This window comes from Streptomyces sp. NPDC047853, assembly GCF_043204535.1.
Lineage (GTDB): Bacteria > Actinomycetota > Actinomycetes > Streptomycetales > Streptomycetaceae > Streptomyces.
The window spans coordinates 156654-177187 of sequence record NZ_JBIDCI010000009.1 but is presented as its reverse complement, the minus strand read 5'-3'; the positions used below and the strand labels follow the sequence as shown (position 1 = coordinate 177187).

Below are 20534 nucleotides of genomic sequence, written 5' to 3'. Positions count from 1 at the left end.
CCCCACCCGGGTGGTGGATTCCAGGTGGAATCGGGGCGAACACCCGGCGCCGGTCAGCGGCCGACCGCGTACCCCTGCATCCCGCGCGGGTTCGCCGCCGCCGACAGCACACCCGTCCGCGGGTCCCGCGCGACGGCGCACAGCCGCCCCTCCGACCAGGCCTCGCCGACCGTCACGTGGTGACCGCGGCGCCGCAGCTCCTCGACGACCTCCGTCGGCATGCGTGCCTCCACGGTGACGCTTCCGGCGCGCATGCCGCGCGGGAAGAACGACCCGGGGAAGCTGTCGTTGTGCCAGTTCGGCGCGTCTATCGCGCCCTGGAGGTCGAGGCCGCCGCGGACCGGGGCGCGCAGCGCGACCGCCAGCAGGAAGTGCAGTTGCCACTGGTCCTGCTGGTCGCCTCCGGGCGTGCCGAAGGCCATGACGGGCACCCCGTCGCGCAGGGCGAGGGAGGGCGTGAGCGTGGTGCGCGGGCGGCGGCCCGGCGTGAGCGTGTTCGGCAGGCCGTCCTCCAGCCAGGTCATCTGGAGCCGGGTGCCGAGCGGGAAACCCAGTTCGGGCACGACGGGGTTGGACTGGAGCCAGCCGCCGCTCGGCGTGGCCGAGATCATGTTGCCCCAGCGGTCCACGACGTCGATGTGGCAGGTGTCTCCGCGGGTGCCCCCGTCGGCGGCGACGTCGGGTTCGCCCGGCACCGGGGAGGCCGGGCCCTTGGCGACCGTCGGCTCCCCGACTCCCGGTGCGTCGAGGCCCTCGCCCTCCACGGCCGCCACGCGCGCGTGGGCGCTGAGTCGCGGTACCCGCCCGCCCGGGCTGCCGGGACGCAGCTCGAAGGACGCCTGCTCGCCGACGAGCGTGCGCCGGTCCGCGTTGTACCGCGGCGACAGCAGGTCGTCGAGCGGCACCCCGCCGGCACCGTCCGCGTCGCCGTACCAGGCCTCCCGGTCGGCCATGGCGAGCTTGCAGCCCTCGACCAGCAGGTGGACGTAGTCGGCGGTGTCCTGGGCGGGCAGTTCGGGCGGGAGCAGCGCCAGCTGCTGGAGCAGGACGGGGCCCTGGCTCCACGGGCCCGCCTTGCACACCGTCCAGCCGTTCCAGTCGTACGTCGCCGGTGCCTCGTAGGTGGCGGACCAGCCGGCGAGGTCGGCGGCCGTCAGGGTGCCGGTGTGGCGCTCGCCGCTGGTGTCCAGGGTGGGCCGCCCGGCCTGCCGGACCAGGGCCTCGGCGACGAAGCCGGTGCGCCACACCTCCCGTGCCGCGTCGATCTGCGCCTCCCTGTCCCCCGCGCCGGCCGTCTCCGCGAGCAGCCGCTTCCAGGTGGCGGCGAGGGCGGGGTTGCGGAACGGCTCACCGGGGCGGGGCGGACGCCCGTCCGGCAGGTAGACCTCGGCCGAGGAGGTCCACTCCGTCTCGAAGAGTTCCCGCACGGTCTCGACGGTCTCCGTGAGGCGTTCGACGGGCGGGTGCCCGTGCTGGGCGTACCCGATGGCGTACTTCAGCACGTCGGCCGGGGACTTCGTGCCGTGGTCGCGCAGCAGGAGCAGCCAGGCGTCGAAGGCGCCGGGCACGGCGGCTGCGAGCGGCCCGGTGCCGGGGACGAGGTCCAGCCCGAGCCCCCGGTAGTGCGCGACCGTCGCCCCGGCCGGCGCGACGCCCTGCCCGCACAGGACCCGCACCTCGCCGCCCGCGGGGGCGAGCAGCATCGGCACCTCGCCGGCCGGGCCGTTGAGGTGCGGCTCGACGACGTGCAGCACGAAGGCACCGGCGACGGCGGCGTCGTAGGCGTTGCCTCCGTCCTCCAGCACCGCCATGGCCGACTGGGAGGCCAGCCAGTGGGTGGAGGACACCATGCCGAAGGTGCCGTTCAGGGTGGGACGAGTCGTGAATCGCATGTCTGACCTCGGTGTCGGATACGTCGGTGAGCCACTGCGGCAGCGGGGTCCGCCGCGGGGAACGGACGGGTGGCCCGTCTCCGCCTCGCGGCCCTTCGGCGTCCGCCGACCGGACCGGAGGGGCGATCTCCCCCACCGCCGCGCGCGGCGCCGCTGGGCGTACCCGACCGACGCTATCCCTCGGGAGCGGGCCGGCTCACCCCCGACCGGCTCCGGCTCCGGCTCCGGCTCCGCGAGCATCAGCCCCAGTCGGCTCCGCGAGGTCAGCCCTTCATCGGCTCCCCGGGGGCCTCGGACAGGGCGATGCGGGCCGTGATGCGCTTGCCGGTCGGCTCCTGCTCGATGAACAGGGCCTCGGTGACGGCCTTGACGATCTCCAGGCCGTGCTGGCCGATCCTGGCGGGGTCGGCGGGCCGGGCGGCCGGAACGGTGGGGTCGCTGTCCCACACGACGATGTCCACGCGGCCGGTGGTGATGCCCAGCTCCAGCAGGACGGGGCCCGGGGCGTACTTGCGGGCGTTGGTGACGAGTTCACTGACGACCAGTTGGGTCAGGTCCCGCGCTCGCGCCGTGACGGGCAGGTGGTGGTCCGCGCGGGCCCGGTCCAGGAAGGCTTTGGCGTGGTTCCGGGCGTCCGCGATGCAGCCGTCGTCCCCGCCCAGGGCGAACCCCGCGCGCATCAGGTGCTCGTCCGCTCCCGCACGACCGCCGCCGTCGGCATGGGATCCCACAGGCATCGCCCTCATTCCCCGTTCACCCGCGCACCTGTACCCGCGATGCGGTCACCTATGCCACGGCGGTGTCGTCCGGTCGCCGCGCGGCCGCGTCCGGCCGGGCGATGAAGCCGCGGGCTCCGCGCGCGCCCCTGACCGGGAGCAGGAGTAGACGCCGTCGAGGCGACGGCGTCCGACGGCGGGAAGCGGGGCCGGCCGGGCGCCGCCGGCTCGGGGCGCACCTCACCGGGCGTCGGGCGTGTCGGCGTCGCTGCCGCGGCGGCCCTTCCGGCGGCTGCCGTGCCAGTCCAGAACCAGTGTGGTCGCGTCGTCGAGCAGCGAACCCCGGCACGCCTCGTGGACCGCCGCGGTCAGGGCGCGGACCACTTCGCGGGGGTGCTCGTCACGGGTGGCGTGGATGAGGGCCGGCAGGTCGACCGCGGCCGCCGCGCGGTCGTGCATACCGTCGGTGATCAGCACCAGGCGGTCCCCCGGCTCCAGGCGCAGCCGCTGCACCTGGTACCTGAGGGGAGCGGGCACCCCGAACGGCATGTTGACCTTCAGGGGCAGCTCCTCCACGCGGTCGCCGCGCAACCGCAGGGGCCAGGGGTGGCCTGCGTTGACCAGATCGCACTCGCCGGTCTCCAACTGGATCCGCAGCAGCTGCCCGGTGGTCATGCCCCGCGCATGGCTGGTGATCGCCTGATGGGCGGCGTACGCCTGGTCGAGGAGCCCGCGCCCGGCGCGGCGCGCTCCGCGCAGCGCGTTGACGGTCAGCGTGGCGAGCAGCGCGGAGGCGGTGTCGTGCCCCATCGCGTCGGTGATCGACAGGTGCAGGACGTCCTGGTCGACGGCGTAGTCGTACGTGTCGCCGCCGATGTCGTCGGCCGGGACCAACCCGCCGACCAGGGTGAACTGCTCGGCCTCGCAGCAGGCGGCCGAGGGCAGCAGCTGGTGCTGGATCTCCGCGGCCAGGGACATGGACGTGGTGCGGCGGCAGCAGTGGTACAGGTCGGTGAAGCGGCGGTCGGTGACCACGATGTACGCGAGCGCGTGCGCGGCCTGGCACACCGCGTCGCGGACCGTGTCGTCCGCGTACGGCACCACCAGGTCCAGCACGCCGACGCAGTCGCCGCGGTTGGTCACCGGCGCCACCAGCCGGCAGCCGCCCTCGCCGTCGTCCTCCTGGTGCAGGCGCTGGGAGCGCAGAACCCTGTCGTACACGCTCCCCGCCAGCTCGAGTCTCTCCGGCTCACCGCGCTCCTGGCCCGGGGTACCGGCTCTGGGCAGCCGCACGGCTTCCCGGCCGAGCATGTCGAGGAACAGGAAGGACACCTCCCTGGCCGAGAACCGCTTCTCCAGGTTCCGGGCCACCACGTCGACCGACTCCACCGGCGCGGCTCCCTCCGCCGCACGCAACACCTCGTCCAGGCCCAAGCCTTCACCGTTCAGCACAGGTACCTCCCCGGTCTATCCACATCGATTGCCCGGCGACCTGCACCTACACGCGTCCGCCTGTCGAGTGGCGGGAGTCCGACGCGGTGAGCCCCGCCCGTGTCGCCGTCGGTGCGGGGAGTGTTCCTTTCCGATCACTGACGGACAGGTTCGACACCCGCGAACGGCTCCCTGGGGCACGAGCCCGTCGTGGGCGCGCGTTAGGGTGCCGGAGGAAGTATGTGCGCGTCTGTCCGATGTCCGAGCGACCGGCTCACGACCCGTGCCGCGCGCGGAAGGGAACGAAAGCCGTGCATGGCGAGTACAAGATCCCCGGCGGCAAGCTGGTCGTCGTGGACGTGGAGTCCGAGCAGGGCGTGCTGCGGCGGGTGCGTGTGGCGGGTGACTTCTTCCTGGAACCGGACGAGGCCCTGGACGCCGTGAACGGCGCGCTGGAGGGCGCACCGGCGGACACGGACGCGGCGGGACTGGCCGCGCGGATCGACGCGGCGCTGCCCGAGGGCACCGTGATGTACGGGCTGACCTCGGAGGGCGTCGGTGTCGCGGTGCGCCGGGCCCTCGCGCACGCCACGGACTGGACGGACTACGACTGGCAGCTGATCCACGAGGGCCCGCAGTCCCCGGCCCTGCACATGGCCCTGGACGAGGTGCTCACCGCCGAGGTCGCCGCGGGCCGGCGTCCGCCGACGCTGCGGGTGTGGGAGTGGGGTGCCCCGGCGGTGATCATCGGCAGTTTCCAGTCGCTGCGCAACGAGGTGGACGCGGAAGGGGCCGCCCGTCACGGCATCGAGGTGGTGCGCCGGATCTCCGGCGGCGGCGCGATGTTCGTGGAGCCCGGCAACACGATCACCTACTCGCTGTCCGTGCCGGAGGCGCTGGTGCAGGGCCTGTCCTTCCAGGACAGCTACGCCTACCTCGACGACTGGGTGCTCGGCGCGCTCGGCGAGATGGGGATCCGTGCCTGGTACCAGCCGCTGAACGACATCGCCACGGACCAGGGCAAGATCGCGGGCGCCGCGCAGAAGCGCGTCGTGGGGCCGGGCGGCGGGCCCGGCGCCGTGCTGCACCACGTGACCATGTCGTACGACATCGACGCCGACAAGATGCTGGAGGTGCTGCGCATCGGGCGGGAGAAACTGTCCGACAAGGGCACCAGGAGCGCGCGGAAGCGGGTCGATCCGCTGCGCCGGCAGACCGGGCTGGGGCGCGAGGCGGTGATCGAGCGGATGATCGGCTCGTTCGGCGGCCGCTACGGACTCGCCCGCGGCAAGGTGACCGACGAGGAACTGGCCCGGGCACGCGAACTGGCGGTCACCAAGTTCGGCTCCGACGCGTGGACGGCGCGGGTTCCCTAGCCCCACGGCTACGGGGCGGGCCGGCGACGCGCCTCCACCAGACCCGACTCGTACGCGAACACCACCAGTTGCGCCCGGTCCCGGGCGGCCAGCTTGGTCATCGCCCGGCTGACGTGCGTCTTGGCGGTCAGCGGGCTGATGACCATGTGCGCGGCGATCTCCTCGTTGCTCAGGCCCCGGGCGGCCAGCGCGGTCACCTCGCGTTCGCGGCGGGTGAGCCGGTCCAGTCCGGGGGCGGTGGCCCGGTCCGGGGGCCGGGCGACGAACTCGCCGATCAGGGTGCGGGTGACCGACGGTGAGAGCAGGGCCTCGCCGCGCGCCACCACCCCGATGGCCTGGAGCAGGTCGGCGGGCTCGGTGTCCTTCAGGAGGAAGCCGCTCGCCCCGGCCCGCAGGGCCTCGAAGACGTACTCGTCCAGCCCGTAGTTGGTCAGGATGACCACGCGGACGGCGGCGAGGGCCGGGTCGGCGGCGATGTGCCGGGTCGCCTCGATGCCCGACATCACCGGCATCTGCACGTCCATCAGGGCCACGTCGGGCACCCGCGCCCGTACCAGTGCCACGCCCTGCTCGCCGTCCGCAGCCTCCCCGACCACCTCGATGCCCTCCTCGGCGTCCAGGAGGGCCCGGAAACCGGCGCGCATCAGCGCCTGGTCGTCGACGAGCGCCACCCGTACGACCCCGCTCATCCCGTCTCCCCCGACGGCACCGGTGCGACTCCCCTCATCCCGTCTCCCCGCAGCGGCAGCCGGGCCCGCACCGAGAAGCCGCCCTGCGCGCGAGGGGCGGCGAGCAGGGTGCCGCCGAGGGCCGTCACGCGTTCCCGCATACCGGTCAGGCCGGTGCCCGGGGCCGGGGGGTGGGCCGGGTCGGCGGTCCCGTCGTCGTCGACGCCTATCGTCAGCTCGCCCTCGTGCCACGTGCCGTAGTCGATGCGGACCGTCACCCTCGCCGGTCCCGCGTGCCGCGCCGCGTTGGTGAGGGCCTCCTGGACGATGCGGTAGGCGGCCCGGTCGACGGCGTGCGGCAGCGTGCGCTCGTCGCCGGTGACCGTCAGACCGACGGCCAGACCGGCCGTGCGGGCCCGCTCGACGAGCAGGGCCGGGGTGCCGGTGGGCTCGTCGGCGCGCAGCACGTGGAGGGCGGAGCGCAGTTCGCGCATCGCCTCGCCGCCTGCCTCCTGGATGGCGAGCAGCGCGGGCGGCACCTCCTCGCCGCGCTTGCGGGCCAGGTGGACGGCGACGCCCGCCTGGAGCTTGACGATGGAGATGCTGTGCGTGAGCGAGTCGTGCAACTCCCGGGCGATCCTGAGGCGCTCCTCCCCGGCCCGGCGCAGGGCCGCCTCCTCCCGGGTGCGTTCCGCCTCCAGGGCGCGTTGTTCGGTCTGCCGCAGGTACGCCTGCCAGTTCCGGTCGGCGAGCCCGGTCACCACCGCGCACAGGAACCAGCCGGCGAGCAGTCCGGCCCGCTCGGCCACCTCCTGGGTCCCGGGGCCGGTCGCCACGTACCCGGCCAGGAACACCGCGCCGCCGGCCGCGGCGAGGCCCCGGTGGCCGACCCGGGCCGCGGTGTGCACGGCGCCCAGGACGGGCAGGGCGGAGAGCGGCCCGGGGTGGGCGTGCACGACGTACGCCGTGCCGAGGACGGTGGCGACGGCCAGCACCGCGCGCGGAGCGGTGCGGTGGAACGCGAGGGAGGCCGAGGCCGCGGCGATCAGCGCGTGGTCGACGGCGGTCGTGTCCGCGTCGAACGCGGCGACGGTCATGCCCAGGGCGCCGACCACGGCCGCGAGGACCGCGTCGGCGAGCCGCTCGCGATCGATCTGACGCCCACTCATGCCCGCACCCTAGACGGCCGCGCCGACAGCCGCGTCCGCCCTGTGGAGGGCGTGCGCACTACTCCCGGTGGCGTAGTGGCCGACCGGAGCGGGCCCCGGCGGCGCAGCGCCGACCGCATCCGGCGGTACGACGACCGCGGATGCCCACGTGGCGCAGTCTGCCGTACATGCCCACACCCTTCCGTCACACCGAACCGCTCCCGCCCAAGGCGGCCACCGGCCGCGTCGCGGAGATCTACGAGCAGATCACCCGGGACTTCGGGATTCCCGAGCCCGCTCCCTTCGTGGTCCTCTCCTCCGCCCCCGAACTGCTCGCCCCGGACTGGGCGTTGATGCGCGAGTCCCTGATCGCCGGCCCCGGCGGCCGGACCGGCAAGGAGGTCGCCGCCTTCGGGGTGTCGCAGGCCAACAGGTGCCGCTTCTGCGTGGACGCGCACACCATGCTGCTGCACGCCACCGGCGACCACGCCCTCGCCGAACGCCTCGCCCGGGGGCAGGAGCCGCAGGACGAGCGGCACGCGCGCGTGCTGGAGTGGGCGCGGCGCACCCGGGCCCCGGGGGCCGTGCGGGAGCCGCACCCGTTCCCGCGCGAGGAGACGCCCGGCTACCTGGGCACGGCGCTGTCCTTCCACTTCATCAACCGCGTGGTGTCCGCGCTGGTCACCGAGAGCGTGCTCCCGGGTGACGCCCAGCGGCTGCGTCCGGTACGGAGTCTGGCGGGCCGGTCGCTGTCCCGCGCGGTGCGCCGGACCGCCGTGCCGGGCGCCGCGCTGCCGCTGCTCGACGGACCCGCTCCCGGCCCGGGGCCCCGGTGGGCGGCGGGCACTCCGGTCGGCCCGGCCTACGCGGCCCTGCGCACCGCCGCCCTGACGGGCGCCGGCCTCCTCGACGCCGACGACCGGGTCCTGGTGCGGCGGACCCTGCGCGACTGGGACGGGTCCCACCCGCCGCTCGCACCGGACGTGTTCCCCGGCCGGCGGGAACGGCCCGGCGCCCGGCTGGCGCTGCTGGCCGCGCTCGCGCCGTACCGCGTCACGGCCGAGGACGTCGCGGCCTGGCGCCGACCCGAGCACACCGACCACTGCCTGGTGCACCTCGTCGCGTACGGCGCGTTCGCCGCCGTGGACCGCGTGGAGACCTCCCTGTCCGCCCCCGACGCCCCCTCCCCCGCGCCGCACACCGCCCCGCACACCACCCAGGAGACCTCATGACGCTCGCCGTCGACCCCCGGTCAGGCCGAGGCGTGGAACGGCCCCGTCGGCCGCCACTGGGCCGCCCACCGAGCCCGCTACGACGCGATGCCGGCGGGAGTGAACGACACCCTGTTCGACGCGGCGGCCGTCGCGCCCGGTGACCGGGTCCTCGACGTCGGCTGCGGGGCGGGCGCGACGACCCGGATCGCGGCGCGACTGGCCGCCCCCGGTCACGCGCTCGGTGTCGACATCTCGACACCGCTGCTGGAGCGGGCCCGCGCGTGCACCGCTGCCGAGGGGATCGCGAACGCGGCGTACGAGTGCGCCGACGCGCAGACGCGCCCCTTCCCGGTCGGAGGGTACGACGTGGTGCTCAGCCGCGGCGGTGTGATGTTCTTCGCCGATCACGCGGCCGCCTTCCGGAACCTGGCGCGGGCCTTGCGGCCGGGGGGCAGGCTCGCGTTCGTCTGCCCGCGGCCGCCGGGCCCGTACTCGGACGAGGGCCGGGCGCTCGCCCTGTTCGCGCGGCTCGTCGACTGGGAGCCCGGCCCGGAGCAGGTCGCCGCGCGGACGGCGATGGCCTCGCTGTCGGACCCGGACCGCATCCGGGAGGTCCTCGCCGGTTACGAGGAGGTGGCCGTCACCCCGGTCACCGTCGAGGCGGTCTGGGGCCGGGACGTGCCGGACGCGGTCGAGTTCCTGCTGTCGCGCGTCCCCGGCGGCGCGCTCCCCGCCTCCAGGCTGCCCGAGCTGGAGGAGGCACTGCGCCCGTTCGCCACCGGCACCGGGGTGCGGTTGCGGGCCGGCGTGTGGCGGGTGACGGCTGTACGCCCCTGACGGCTCCCGCCGCCGCTGCCGTGCCCGGCGGAGGGCTCCGGCCCGTCTGCGTCACCGCGCGGGCACGGACCGAGTTCGCCCTTCCGCCCCACGGGGACTCGTGTGAGACTGGCGTCCCGTCCGCAGTGCGGACCCTCTCCGCACCGTCCCCCACGAGAAGTGCGCCGTGCGTCCTCTTCCTCTGCCGCTCGCCCTGACCGCGCGTCTGGCGCCGGTCGCCGTGCTCGCCACGGCCGGCTGGGCGCTGTCGTCCGGACCCGACACGACGCCGGCCGCCCGGGACCGGGCGACCCCGTCCCCCGCGGAACGGTCCGCCTCCGCCCCGGCGACGCAGGCGGTGACGAGGACGTACACCGCCGCCCCCGCGCCCTGCGAGAGCGTGGCCGACAAGTCGGTCGGCTCGCTGGTGCCGGGTGCGAAGGCGGCCGGCAAGGAGATCCCGTCGACCGACAGCAAGGTGCGCCGCACCTGCTCCTGGAACGCGCTGAAGGGCTACGAGTACCGCTGGCTGGACGTCTCCTTCGAGGTGATGGCCTCGGACGAGGCGGCGCGGAAGTCGTACGAGGAACGGGTCGCCGACCGCGAGGGCGGCGGTGAGGTGCCCGGTCTCGGTGACGCGGCCTACTCGGTGGTGGACCTCACCACCGAGGACAAGCAGCAGACGCGCGAGGGCACCGTGCTGGTCAGGGCGTCCAACGCCCTGGTGATGATCACGTACAACGGCAGCGACTTCGAGTCGAAGAAGGCACCCGGCACGGACGAGATCAACAAGGGGGCCATCAAGGCGGCCAGGGAGGCACTGGCCGCCTTGACGGACGGTTAGGGCCGGGGCCCGGCCTCCGCGGCGCCCCTGTCCGGCCGGGTGGCGGGCAGCAGCATGAGCGCCAGGTACAGCACCAGGGAGGTGCCGAGTCCCACGGCCCAGCCGTAGTCGGCCAGGGGTTCCAGGAACGGTACGGGCCGGCCGTCGATCAGGGGGTGGAAGTCGGCGCCGCCGATGGCCAGGACGCCGCCGACGACCAGGGCGGCGACCGCCCGCCAGTTCCATCCGGCGTCGTACCAGTAGCGTCCGCCGGCGCGGTACAGGTCGACCAGGTCGAGACGGGCGCGGCGCAGGATCCAGTAGTCCGCGACGAGGATGCCGGCGACCGTGCCGAGCAGTCCGCCGACCAGGCCGAGCCAGGTGAAGATGTAGCCCTCGGGGTCGGAGTACAGCTTCCACGGGAAGATCAGCACCGCGAGGACGCAGGTGATGAGCGCACCGGCCCGGAAGGTCACCCTGCGCGGCGCGACGTTGGAGAAGTCGAAGGCCGGTGACACCAGGTTGGCCGCGATGTTCACGGACAGGGTGGCGACCAGGACGGTGACGAGGGCGAAGAGCAGCCCCACCGCGTTGTCCGTCTTGGCGGCGAGTTTCACCGGGTCCCAGATCGGCTCCCCGTACACCGCCTGCGAGCCGGAGGTGACCATCACGGACAGGAAGGCGAACAAGGTCATGGTGGTCGGCAGACCGAGGGCCTGGCCGCGGGTCTGCGCCTTCTGGCTCTTCCCGTACCGGGTGAAGTCCGGGATGTTCAGGGACAGCGTGGACCAGAAGCCGATCATGCCCATCAGGGAGGGCCAGAACAGCTTCCAGAAGTCGCCGCCCCAGCCCAGCCTGGAGGGCTGGTCGAGGAGCGGGCCGAAGCCGCCCGCCTTGTCGGCCATCCACCACAGCATCACGAACGCGCCGACCAGGACGAAGGGCGCCGCCCAGTTCTCGAAGCGGCGGATCGTCTCCATGCCGCGGTAGATGATCGCGACCTGGATCGCCCAGAAGACCGCGAAGGACAGCCACATCGTCCAGGCGTACCCACCGACCGTCGCCGCGTCCGTCCAGCCGTCGCCGATCAGCTTGCCGGCCAGGAAGTAGATCGCCTCGCCGCCGATCCAGGTCTGGATGCCGAACCAGCCGCACGCCACGAGCGCCCGCACCACGGCGGGCAGGTTGGCGCCGCGGATGCCGAAGGAGGCGCGGGCGAAGACCGGGAAGGGGATGCCGTACTTGGGGCCCGCGTGCCCGGTGAGCAGCATCGGGACGAGCACGACGACGTTGGCCAGGGCGATGGTGAGCACCGCCTGCTTCCAGTCCATGCCGACGGCGATCAGACCGGACGCCAGGGTCCAGGAGGCCGTGTTGTGGGCCATGCCGACCCACAGCGCGGAGAAGTTGTACGTGGTCCAGGTGCGCTTGCCGACGGGGACCGGCAGCAGGTCCTCGTTGGCGTACGGGCCGCTCGGCGGCGGGGAGCCGGGGGCGAGCTCCACGCGCCCGTCGGGGAGGGTGACTTGGCCGGACGGCGGTATCGCCGGGGGCGCGGTGTCAGTCATGGGCATGCCAATCATGCGGCGGGACGGGAGAGGCCGTGCGGGAGGTGCCGAGGGGTGCGCGGACGTGCCCCGTCTCTCCCCCGGGCGGGGAAGGGGAGACGGGGCCGGGTCAGGTGGTGAGGGCCGGGATGACGTGCGTGCCGTAGGCGTCGATCACGGCTTCCTGGGCGTCGTGCATGTCGTAGAGGGCGAACTGGTCGACGCCGAGGGCCCGCAGGGCCTTCAGCTTCTCGATGTGCCGGTCGGCCGGGCCGATCAGGCAGAACCGGTCGACGATCTCGTCGGGCACGAACCGGGTGTCGGGGTTGCCGCTGCGCCCGTGGTGCGCGTAGTCGTAGCCCTGCCGGGCCTTGATGTAGCCGGTGAGTTCTTCGGGCACGGCGGCGGAGTGCGCGCCGTACTTGTCCACCAGGTCGGCCACGTGGTTGCCGACCATGCCGCCGAACCAGCGGCACTGTTCGCGCGCGTGGGCGAGCGCCTCGGGCGAGTCGTCGGCGGTGACGTAGGCGGGGGCGGCGACGCAGACCGTCACCTCGGACGGGTCGCGCCCGGCGGCGACGGCGGCGTCCTTGACGGTCCTGACCATGTACTCGGTGAGGTAGAGGTCGGCGAGCTGGAGGATGAAGCCGTCGGCCTGTTCGCCGGTCATTTTCAGGGCCTTCGGGCCGTACGCGGCCATCCACACGGGCAGTTCGGCGCCGGGCCGGATCCAGGGGAACCTGACGACGGTGCCGCCGCCGAGGTCGGCCTCCTCACCGCGGGCCAGCGCACGGATGACCTTCATCGCGTCGCTGATGCGGGCGAGGGTGTTGGGTCTGCGGCCGGCGACGCGCATCGCGGAGTCGCCGCGGCCGATGCCGCAGACGGTGCGGTTGCCGAACATGTCGTTGAGGGTGGCGAAGGTGGAGGCGGTCACCTCCCAGGTGCGGGTGCCGGGGTTGGTCACCATCGGGCCGACCTTGAGCGTCGTGGTGCCCGCCAGGATCTGGCTGTAGATCACGAACGGCTCCTGCCACAGCACGGCGGAGTCGAAGGTCCAGCCGTAGCGGAAGCCGTTCCGCTCGGCCCGTTGCATCAGGCTGACGACACGGGAGGCGGGCGGGTCGGTCTGGAGGACGAGTCCGAAGTCCATGCGCGGGCTCCTAGCTGAGGTACTGGCAGGTGGAGCGCGGGGTGTACACGCCGTGGCCCTTGCGTCCGGTGTACTCCCGGTCGGTGAGCACCGGTTCGCCGCGCGAGAGCACCGTCTCCACCCGGCCGGTGATCCGCCGGCCCTCGTACGCCGAGTAGTCGACGTTCATGTGATGGGTCTCGGCGGAGATGACCTGCTCGGCCCGCGGGTCGTAGACGACGACGTCGGCGTCGGCGCCGGGCGCGATGGTGCCCTTCTTCGGGTAGAGGCCGAACATGCGGGCCGGGGTGGCGCAGGCGATCTCGATCCAGCGGCGGCGGCTGATGTGCCCGTCGACCACGGCCTGGTGGAGCAGGTCCATGCGGTGCTCGACGCCCGGCATGCCGTTGGGGATCTTGGAGAAGTCGCCGCGTCCCAGCTCCTTCTGGCCGCTGAAGCAGAAGGGGCAGTGGTCGGTGGAGACGACCTGGAGGTCGTTGGTCCGCAGGCCCCGCCACAGGGCCGCCTGGTGCTCGCGCGGGCGCAGGGGGGTGCTGCACACGTACTTGGCACCCTCGAAGCCGGGCTCCGCGAGGTTGTCGGTGGACAGGAAGAGGTACTGCGGGCAGGTCTCGCCGAAGACGTTCAGTCCCTCGTCTCGGGCCCGGGTCAGCTCGGCCACCGCTTCCCGCGCCGACACGTGCACGACGTACAGGGGCGCGCCGGCCACCTGGGCGAGCCGGATCGCGCGGTGGGTCGCCTCGGCCTCCAGCAGGGCCTTGCGGACCTCGCCGTGGTAGCGGGGGTCGGTCTCGCCGCGGGCGAGGGCCTGCTCGACCAGGACGTCGATCGCGATGCCGTTCTCGGCGTGCATCATGATCAGTCCGCCGTTCTCGGCGGCGCGCTGCATGGCGCGCAGGATCTGGCCGTCGTCGGAGTAGAAGACGCCCGGGTACGCCATGAACTGCTTGAACGACGTCACCCCCTCCTCCACCAGGAGGTCCATCTCCTTGAGCGTGTCCTGGTTCACGTCGGAGACGATCACGTGGAAGCCGTAGTCGATGGCGCAGTTGCCCTCGGCCTTGGCGTGCCAGGCGTCCAGGCCCTCGCGCAGGGAGCGGCCGACGCCCTGGACGGCGAAGTCGACGACGGTGGTCGTGCCGCCCCACGCGGCGGCCCGGGTGCCGGTCTCGAAGGTGTCCGCGGCGTAGGTGCCGCCGAACGGCATCTCCATGTGGGTGTGTCCGTCGACGCCGCCCGGGACGACGTACTTGCCGCTCGCGTCGATCACCCGCTCGGCGGAGAAGGCTCCGGCGGCGGGGGTGCCGCTCGCGGCGAGGGCGGCGACGCGGCCGTCCTCGATCAGGACGTCGGCGTGGATCTCGTCGGACGCGGTGATGACGAGGCCACCGCGGATGACGGTACGGCTGCTCATGCTGCCTCCTCCTGTGAAGGGCCCGCCGGCGGGGGCGCCGCGTGCACGTCGCCGGGGCCGCGGGCACGGGCCGGTCGAGCCGGTCCGCGTCGGCCACGGCCCCGGGCTGCCCGGTGGGCGCCCGCCTCCGGCGCGGCGGTCAGATGCTCCGCAGGGCGCGGTCCAGGATCGCGGCGCCCTCCTCGGCCTCCGCGACGGTGAGGGACATCGGCGGTGCGATGCGCAGGACGCTGGTGCTGTGGCCGCCGCCCTTGCCGATGAGCAGCCCGCCCGCGCGGGCCTCCTCCAGCACGGCGGAGGCCGCCTCGGGCGCGGCCTCGTCGGTGCCGGGCCGGGTCAGCTCGATGCCGATCATCAGGCCGCGGCCGCGTACCTCCCGCACGTGCGGCACCTGGGCGGCGACGCCCCGCAGCCGCTCGATGAGCAGTCCGCCGACGCGCCGGGCGTTGCCCTGGAGGTCGTGCTCCAGGAGGTGGTTGAGGTTGGCGAGGCCGGCCGCCATGGTGACCTGGGTGCCGCCGAACGTGGAGATGCTGTTGGCGTCCAGGCAGTTCATGATCTCGGCGCGGGCGATGACACCGCCGATCGACATGCCGTTGCCGATGCCCTTGGCGAAGGTCACGATGTCCGGCGGGCCGCCGCGTCCGTGCGCCTGCCAGCCCCAGAAGTGCTCGCCCGTGCGGCCCCAGCCGGTCTGCACCTCGTCGGCGATCCACAGGATGCCCCGCTCGTGCAGCACCTCGCGGAAGGCCGCGTAGAGCCCGTCGGGCGGGGAGGTGAAGCCGCCGACGCCCTGGACGGGTTCGGCGATCAGCGCCGCGGGGGCGCGGGTGTGGCCCAGCAGGTCCTTCAGGTCCGCCACGCAGGCGTCGATGAAGTCGCGGTCGTCCAGGTGCGCGTAGGGGCCGCGGGTGCGGACGCCGCCGTGGACGTACAGCGTCTGGAGCGGGGTCAGCGAGGTCGGGGACCAGCCGCTGTTGCCGGTGATGCCGACGGTGCTGAAGGAGCGGCCGTGGTAGCTGTTGCGCATCGCCAGGACGGTGTTGCTGCGCCGATGGGTGGTGGCGAGCAGCAGGGCGGTGTCGTTGGCCTCGGTGCCGGAGGTGGTGAAGAAGACGCGGGCGTCGGGGATGCCGGAGAGGTGGGCGACGCGCTCGGCGAGTTCGACCATCGGCCGGTTGAGGTAGAGCGTCGAGGAGTGGTTGATCCGACCGGCCTGTTCGCTCACCGCCTTGGTCACCTCGGGCAGGGCGTGCGCGGTCATCGTGGTGAGGATGCCGCCGAAGAAGTCGAGGTACTTGTTGCCGGCGGCGTCCCAGACGTGCCGGCCCTCGCCGTGGGTGATCTCCAGCGGGTCCTCGTAGTACAGGGCGAGCCAGTCGGGCAGGACGGCCCGGTGACGGCCGAGGAGGTCCCTGGTCACGGCCGCACCAGCCCTTCGTAGGCGTCGGGGCGGCGGTCGCGGTAGAAGGCCCACTGCTGCCGGACCTCCTCGATGAGGCCGAAGTCCAGGTCACGGACGACGAGTTCCTCCTCGGTGTCGCTGGCGGTGTCGCCGACGAACTGGCCGCGCGGGTCGACGAAGTACGAGGTCCCGTAGAAGTCGTTGTCCCCGTACTCCTCCTGGCCGACCCGGTTGATGGCCGCGACGAAGTACTCGTTGGCGACGGCCGCGGCGGGCTGCTCCAGGCGCCACAGGTGGGAGGAGAGCCCGCGGTGGGTGGCGGAGGGGTTGTAGACCAGCTGGGCCCCGCCGAGACCGAGTTGCCGCCAGCCCTCGGGGAAGTGCCGGTCGTAGCAGATGTAGACGCCGACCTTGCCGACCGCGGTGTCGAAGACGGGCCAGCCGAGGTTGCCCGGCCGGAAGTAGAACTTCTCCCAGAATCCCTTGACCTGCGGGATGTGGTGCTTGCGGTACGTACCGAGGACGGTGCCGTCGGCGTCGATGACGGCCGCGGTGTTGTAGTAGAAACCCGACTGCTCGACCTCGAAGACGGGGACGACGATCACCATGCCGGTCTCGCGCGCGAGGGCCTGCATGCGGCGGGTGGTCGGGCCGTCGGGGACCGGCTCGGCCCAGCGGTAGTGCTCGGGGTCCTGGACCTGGCAGAAGTAGGGGGCGTTGAAGACTTCCTGGAAGCCGATGACCCGGGCCCCCCGGCGGGCCGCCTCGCGGGCGTGCTCCTCGTGTTTCGCCACCATGGACTCGGTGTCGCCGGTCCAGGTGGCCTGGACCAGAGCGGCACGTACGACGTTGGCCATGAGCTGCTCCTTCGACACGACGTCAGAGCCTCTACGCCCGTAGAGCGGACCGTAGAGGGACGAAGGTATGCCTGGCCGGAGGGGCTTGCCAAGACCATCGTCAGCAAGCCGTGGTGTCGATCGCCTTTCGCACTCCTGTGGGTGAGTGGTGGGGCGGGTGGGGCGTCCGTGGCGCCCCTCGGGGCACGGGGGGGCGCTCGGGGCGCCCTGGCCGCGCTCGTCCTGCGGCGTCAGGCGGCCCCCGGCACCGCCGTCAGCACGCAGCGTCCCACCAGGTCGTCCATGGAGAGCCCGAGCGCGCGGGCCAGCGCCGCCACCGTGAAGAAGGCGGGGGTGGGCGCGCGGCCGGTCTCGATCTTGCGCAGGGTCTCGGCGGAGATGCCCGCCACCGCCGCGACCTCCGTCATGCTCCGGTCGCCGCGGGCCAGGCGCAGCAGCCGACCGAGCTGCTCGCCGCGTTCACGCTCTTCGGGGGTCAGGGGGGTGCGCACCATGGCGTCATTCTAATACCGGCTTCCCGTACCGGACCCGTGCCGGGTGGCCGACCGGTCGGCACGGTGATCCACCCAATTAAAATACCGGTATAGTAATTGGCATGGTGGAACTGAAGACGGACTCATCGATCGATGCCATGTACGCGGCCGGCCAGGTGGTCGCCCGCGCCCTGACCGCCGCACGGAAGGCCGCGGACGTGGGCGTGTCCCTGCTGGAGCTGGACGCGGTGGCGCGCGAGGTGCTGCGGGAGGCGGGCGCCGGCTCGCCGTTCCTCGGGTACCGGCCCTCCTTCGCGCCGGTCCCGTTCCCGGCCGTCCTGTGCGCCTCGGTGAACGACGCGATCGTGCACGGCATCCCGGACGGCTACCGGCTGCGCGACGGCGACCTGGTCTCCCTCGACTGCGGGGCGACGCTGGGCGGCTGGGCCGGCGACTCGGCGGTCAGTTTCGTCGTGGGTACGCCGCGCCCGGCGGACCTGACGCTGATCGAGACCGCCGAGCGGGCCCTCGCGGCGGGCATCGACGCCGCCGTCGTCGGCAACCGCGTCGGCGACATCGCGCACGCCATCGGCACGGTGTGCCGGTCCGGCGGCTACGGCATCATGGAGGACTTCGGCGGTCACGGCATCGGCCGCAGCATGCACGAGGACCCGGGAGTGCCGAACGAGGGCCGGCCGGGACGCGGGCTGCCCCTGCGCCACGGCATGGTCATCGCCATCGAGCCGATGCTGATCGCCGGCGGCCGGGACGACTACCACTGCGCGGCCGACGGCTGGACGCTGCGCACCAACGACGGCTCCCGGGCGGCCCACGTGGAGCACACGGTCGCCATCACGGACGCCGGCCCCCGCGTCCTGACGTCGCGCGACGCCTGCTGAACCGCCGGCGTCCCGACCGCGCGGGACACCGGCCGGGCCCTGCGGCGCCCGGGCTTCCCGGACATGCCCGCCGGGACGGATCGTGTCATGTTGGGCATGACCGCGCCCCGGCCGGGTTACCCGGCCCCGGCACGTCGATCAGCGATGCAGCGGAGGTCCGTACACGATGAGCAGCGGCTTCATGGGACCGGAGGGCGACCCGTTCGCGGAATTCCTGGCACGCTTCTTCGGCGGGCCCCGGCCGCGGCAGATCGACATCGGCAGGCTGCTCAGCCAGCCGGCCCGGGAGCTGGTGCGCGGCGCGGCCCAGTACGCCGCCGAGCACGGCAGCCGCGACCTGGACACCGAGCACCTGCTGCGGGCCGCGCTCGCCACCGAGCCGACCCGGGGGCTGCTCAGCCGGGCCGGCGCCGACCCGGACGCGCTGGCGTCGCAGATCGACGAGCGGACCGGCCCGGTGAAGCACCCGCCGGGCGAGGTACCGCCGCCGACCTCGCTGTCCCTCACGCCGGCCGTCAAGCGCGCCCTGCTGGACGCGCACGAGCTGGCCCGCACCACCGGCACCGGGTACATCGGCCCGGAGCACGTCCTCAGCGCCCTGGCCGCCAACCCGGACTCGGCCGCCGGACACATCCTGAACGCCGCCCGCTTCGCCCCCTCGGGGCTGCCCACGGAGCCGCCGGAGACCGCCGGCGGACGGGCCGAGGGCCCGCGGTCCACGAACACGCCGACGCTCGACAAGTACGGCCGCGACCTCACCGACCTGGCCCAGCAGGGCCGGATCGACCCGGTGATCGGGCGCGAGGAGGAGATCGAGCAGACCGTCGAGGTGCTCTCCCGGCGCGGCAAGAACAACCCGGTCCTGATCGGTGACGCGGGCGTCGGCAAGACCGCCGTCGTGGAAGGGCTCGCCCAGCGCATCACCGACGGCGACGTGCCCGACGTACTGGTCGGGCGCCGGGTGGTCGCGCTGGACCTGACGGGCGTCGTCGCCGGCACCCGCTACCGGGGCGACTTCGAGGAGCGCATGAACAACATCGTGGGCGAGATCCGCGCCCACTCCGACCAGCTGATCATCTTCATCGACGAGCTGCACACCGTGGTCGGCGCGGGCGGTGGCGGCGAGGGCGGCTCGATGGACGCCGGGAACATCCTCAAGCCCGCCCTGGCCCGCGGCGAGCTGCACATCGTGGGTGCGACGACGCTGGAGGAGTACCGCAAGATCGAGAAGGACGCGGCCCTGGCCCGCCGCTTCCAGCCGATCCTGGTGCCGGAGCCCACCCCCGCCGACGCGATCGAGATCCTGCGCGGCCTGCGCGACCGCTACGAGGCCCACCACCAGGTCCGCTACACCGACGAGGCGCTGGTGGCGGCCGTGGAGATGTCCGACCGCTACCTCACCGACCGCCGGCTGCCGGACAAGGCCATCGACCTGATCGACCAGGCCGGCGCCCGGGTGCGGCTGCGGGCCCGCACCAAGGGCACGGACGTACGGGCGATGGAGCGCGAGGTCGACCAGCTCGTCCGGGACAAGGACCAGGCCGTCGCGGACGAGCAGTACGAGCGGGCCATGCAGTTGCGCGACGAGATCGCCGGGCTGAAGCAGCGCATCTCCGAGGCGACCGGCGGCGGTGAGGCCGACGAGGGCCTGAGCCTGGTCGTCCGCACCGAGTCCATCGCCGAGGTGGTCTCCCGGCAGACCGGTATCCCGGTCAGCAGCCTCACCCAGGAGGAGAAGGACCGGCTGCTGGGCCTGGAGTCCCACCTGCACGAACGGGTGGTCGGCCAGGAGGAGGCCGTACGGGTCGTCTCCGACGCCGTCCTGCGCTCCCGCGCCGGCCTCGCCAGCCCCGACCGGCCCATCGGCAGCTTCCTCTTCCTCGGCCCGACCGGCGTCGGCAAGACCGAGCTGGCCCGGGCGCTGGCCGAGGCCCTGTTCGGCAGCGAGGACCGCATGGTCCGCCTCGACATGAGCGAGTACCAGGAACGGCACACGGTCAGCCGGCTGGTCGGCGCCCCGCCCGGCTACGTCGGGCACGAGGAGGCCGGGCAGCTCACCGAGGTGGTGCGCCGGCACCCCTACTCGCTGCTCCTGCTGGACGAGGTGGAGAAGGCGCACCCGGACGTCTTCAACATCCTGCTCCAGGTGCTCGACGACGGGCGCCTCACCGACTCGCAGGGACGGACGGTGGACTTCACCAACGCGGTCGTCGTCATGACCAGCAACCTGGGCTCCGACGTGATCACCCGGCGCGGTGCGGGCATCGGCTTCGGCACCGGCGGCTCGGACGCCGACGAGGAGGCCCGGCGCGAGCAGGTGCTGCGTCCGCTGCGCGAGCACTTCCGGCCCGAGTTCCTCAACCGCATCGACGAGATCGTGGTCTTCCGCCAGCTCAGCGGCGAGCAGCTGCGGCAGATCACCAGCCTGCTGCTGGAGCAGACCCGCCGCATGGTGCACGCGCAGGGCGTCACCGTCGAGTTCACCGACGCGGCCGTGGACTGGATCGCCCAGCGCGGCTACCAGCCCGAGTACGGGGCGCGTCCCCTGCGCCGCACCATCCAGCGCGAGGTCGACAACGAGCTGTCCCGGCTGCTGCTCGACGGCCGGGTCGCGGAAGGCGGCCGCGTGACGGTGGACGCCGAGGACGGGCGACTGGCGTTCCGGACGCCCGAGCGGCCCGTCCCCGAGCTGTGAGCGGGCC

The 20534-nt window shown here is 73.4% G+C and carries 17 protein-coding genes; 6 read left to right on the top strand and 11 right to left on the bottom strand.

What is annotated here, in order from left to right:
* Positions 1-53 precede the first annotated feature (53 nt).
* From ACGF5T_RS19005 to ACGF5T_RS18995, 3 genes are all read right to left on the bottom strand, one after another.
* Positions 54-1892 carry a gamma-glutamyltransferase gene (locus ACGF5T_RS19005; protein WP_361009786.1) on the bottom strand — a complete coding sequence of 613 codons (1839 nt, stop codon included), beginning with the start codon at positions 1890-1892 and terminating at the stop codon, positions 54-56.
* A 263-nt stretch (positions 1893-2155) separates the two neighbouring features.
* Positions 2156-2623 (bottom strand): ATP-binding protein, encoded by a 468-nt coding sequence (locus ACGF5T_RS19000; RefSeq protein WP_356607567.1) that lies wholly within the window; start codon positions 2621-2623, stop codon positions 2156-2158.
* A gap of 225 nt (positions 2624-2848) precedes the next feature.
* Positions 2849-4057, bottom strand: a complete 1209-nt coding sequence (locus ACGF5T_RS18995; RefSeq protein WP_356607569.1) for a PP2C family protein-serine/threonine phosphatase — start codon at positions 4055-4057, stop codon at positions 2849-2851.
* A 293-nt stretch (positions 4058-4350) separates the two neighbouring features.
* On the opposite strand from ACGF5T_RS18995, the gene ACGF5T_RS18990 reads away from it, so the two are divergent.
* Positions 4351-5415, top strand: a complete 1065-nt coding sequence (locus tag ACGF5T_RS18990) for a biotin/lipoate A/B protein ligase family protein (RefSeq protein WP_356607066.1) — start codon at positions 4351-4353, stop codon at positions 5413-5415.
* An 8-nt stretch (positions 5416-5423) separates the two neighbouring features.
* On the opposite strand, the gene ACGF5T_RS18985 is transcribed toward ACGF5T_RS18990, so the two are convergent.
* Positions 5424-6104: a response regulator transcription factor gene (locus ACGF5T_RS18985; protein WP_366766342.1), complete on the bottom strand. Its 681-nt coding sequence runs from the start codon at positions 6102-6104 to the stop codon at positions 5424-5426.
* Positions 6101-7252, bottom strand: a complete 1152-nt coding sequence (locus tag ACGF5T_RS18980) for a sensor histidine kinase (RefSeq protein WP_366766343.1) — start codon at positions 7250-7252, stop codon at positions 6101-6103. The genes ACGF5T_RS18985 and ACGF5T_RS18980 overlap by 4 nt, the downstream gene beginning before the upstream one ends.
* Before the next feature lie 167 nt (positions 7253-7419).
* Between ACGF5T_RS18980 and ACGF5T_RS18975 the strand changes: the two genes are divergently transcribed.
* The 3 genes from ACGF5T_RS18975 (at position 7420) to ACGF5T_RS18965 (ending at position 10105) form a co-directional block, all read left to right on the top strand.
* Entirely contained in the window at positions 7420-8463 is a 1044-nt protein-coding gene (locus ACGF5T_RS18975; protein ID WP_366766345.1) for a carboxymuconolactone decarboxylase family protein, read from the top strand.
* A gap of 99 nt (positions 8464-8562) precedes the next feature.
* A complete protein-coding gene (locus ACGF5T_RS18970; RefSeq protein WP_366766346.1) occupies positions 8563-9282 on the top strand; it encodes a class I SAM-dependent methyltransferase in 720 nt (239 codons plus the stop codon).
* A 166-nt stretch (positions 9283-9448) separates the two neighbouring features.
* A complete protein-coding gene (locus tag ACGF5T_RS18965) occupies positions 9449-10105 on the top strand; it encodes a hypothetical protein (RefSeq protein WP_356607075.1) in 657 nt (218 codons plus the stop codon).
* On the opposite strand, the gene ACGF5T_RS18960 is transcribed toward ACGF5T_RS18965, so the two are convergent.
* From ACGF5T_RS18960 to ACGF5T_RS18935, 6 genes are all read right to left on the bottom strand, one after another.
* Positions 10102-11652 carry an NCS1 family nucleobase:cation symporter-1 gene (locus ACGF5T_RS18960; protein ID WP_361009773.1) on the bottom strand — a complete coding sequence of 517 codons (1551 nt, stop codon included), beginning with the start codon at positions 11650-11652 and terminating at the stop codon, positions 10102-10104. The genes ACGF5T_RS18965 and ACGF5T_RS18960 overlap by 4 nt on opposite strands.
* A gap of 109 nt (positions 11653-11761) precedes the next feature.
* Entirely contained in the window at positions 11762-12784 is a 1023-nt protein-coding gene (locus ACGF5T_RS18955; RefSeq protein ID WP_356607079.1) for a TIGR03842 family LLM class F420-dependent oxidoreductase, read from the bottom strand.
* Between the two features lie 10 nt (positions 12785-12794).
* Positions 12795-14198 carry a dihydropyrimidinase gene (gene hydA / locus ACGF5T_RS18950; protein WP_366766347.1) on the bottom strand — a complete coding sequence of 468 codons (1404 nt, stop codon included), beginning with the start codon at positions 14196-14198 and terminating at the stop codon, positions 12795-12797.
* A 139-nt stretch (positions 14199-14337) separates the two neighbouring features.
* Positions 14338-15621 (bottom strand): aspartate aminotransferase family protein, encoded by a 1284-nt coding sequence (locus ACGF5T_RS18945; RefSeq protein WP_366766348.1) that lies wholly within the window; start codon positions 15619-15621, stop codon positions 14338-14340.
* Positions 15618-16460, bottom strand: a complete 843-nt coding sequence (locus ACGF5T_RS18940) for a nitrilase-related carbon-nitrogen hydrolase (protein ID WP_356607085.1) — start codon at positions 16458-16460, stop codon at positions 15618-15620. Before ACGF5T_RS18940 ends, ACGF5T_RS18945 begins: the two co-directional genes overlap by 4 nt.
* A 230-nt stretch (positions 16461-16690) precedes the next feature.
* Positions 16691-16954, bottom strand: a complete 264-nt coding sequence (locus tag ACGF5T_RS18935; RefSeq protein WP_053139317.1) for a helix-turn-helix domain-containing protein — start codon at positions 16952-16954, stop codon at positions 16691-16693.
* Positions 16955-17055: 101 nt separating this feature from the next.
* Here ACGF5T_RS18935 and map point away from each other — a divergent pair, with 101 nt between their 5' ends.
* Both map and ACGF5T_RS18925 read left to right on the top strand, forming a co-directional pair.
* Positions 17056-17832 (top strand): type I methionyl aminopeptidase, encoded by a 777-nt coding sequence (gene map, locus ACGF5T_RS18930; RefSeq protein ID WP_361009762.1) that lies wholly within the window; start codon positions 17056-17058, stop codon positions 17830-17832.
* Between the two features lie 166 nt (positions 17833-17998).
* Positions 17999-20527 (top strand): ATP-dependent Clp protease ATP-binding subunit, encoded by a 2529-nt coding sequence (locus ACGF5T_RS18925; protein WP_356607091.1) that lies wholly within the window; start codon positions 17999-18001, stop codon positions 20525-20527.
* Positions 20528-20534: the final 7 nt, after the last annotated feature.

Coding starts and splice junctions, on each gene's coding strand:
- ACGF5T_RS18935 (WP_053139317.1), bottom strand. CDS start 16,954: ATGGTGCGCACCCCCCTGACCCCCGAAGAGCGTGAACGCGGCGAGCAG.
- ACGF5T_RS18925 (WP_356607091.1), top strand. CDS start 17,999: ATGAGCAGCGGCTTCATGGGACCGGAGGGCGACCCGTTCGCGGAATTC.
- ACGF5T_RS18975 (WP_366766345.1), top strand. CDS start 7,420: ATGCCCACACCCTTCCGTCACACCGAACCGCTCCCGCCCAAGGCGGCC.
- ACGF5T_RS19005 (WP_361009786.1), bottom strand. CDS start 1,892: ATGCGATTCACGACTCGTCCCACCCTGAACGGCACCTTCGGCATGGTG.
- ACGF5T_RS18985 (WP_366766342.1), bottom strand. CDS start 6,104: ATGAGCGGGGTCGTACGGGTGGCGCTCGTCGACGACCAGGCGCTGATG.
- map (WP_361009762.1), top strand. CDS start 17,056: ATGGTGGAACTGAAGACGGACTCATCGATCGATGCCATGTACGCGGCC.
- ACGF5T_RS18955 (WP_356607079.1), bottom strand. CDS start 12,784: ATGGACTTCGGACTCGTCCTCCAGACCGACCCGCCCGCCTCCCGTGTC.
- ACGF5T_RS18960 (WP_361009773.1), bottom strand. CDS start 11,652: ATGACTGACACCGCGCCCCCGGCGATACCGCCGTCCGGCCAAGTCACC.
- ACGF5T_RS18940 (WP_356607085.1), bottom strand. CDS start 16,460: ATGGCCAACGTCGTACGTGCCGCTCTGGTCCAGGCCACCTGGACCGGC.
- hydA (WP_366766347.1), bottom strand. CDS start 14,198: ATGAGCAGCCGTACCGTCATCCGCGGTGGCCTCGTCATCACCGCGTCC.
- ACGF5T_RS18980 (WP_366766343.1), bottom strand. CDS start 7,252: ATGAGTGGGCGTCAGATCGATCGCGAGCGGCTCGCCGACGCGGTCCTC.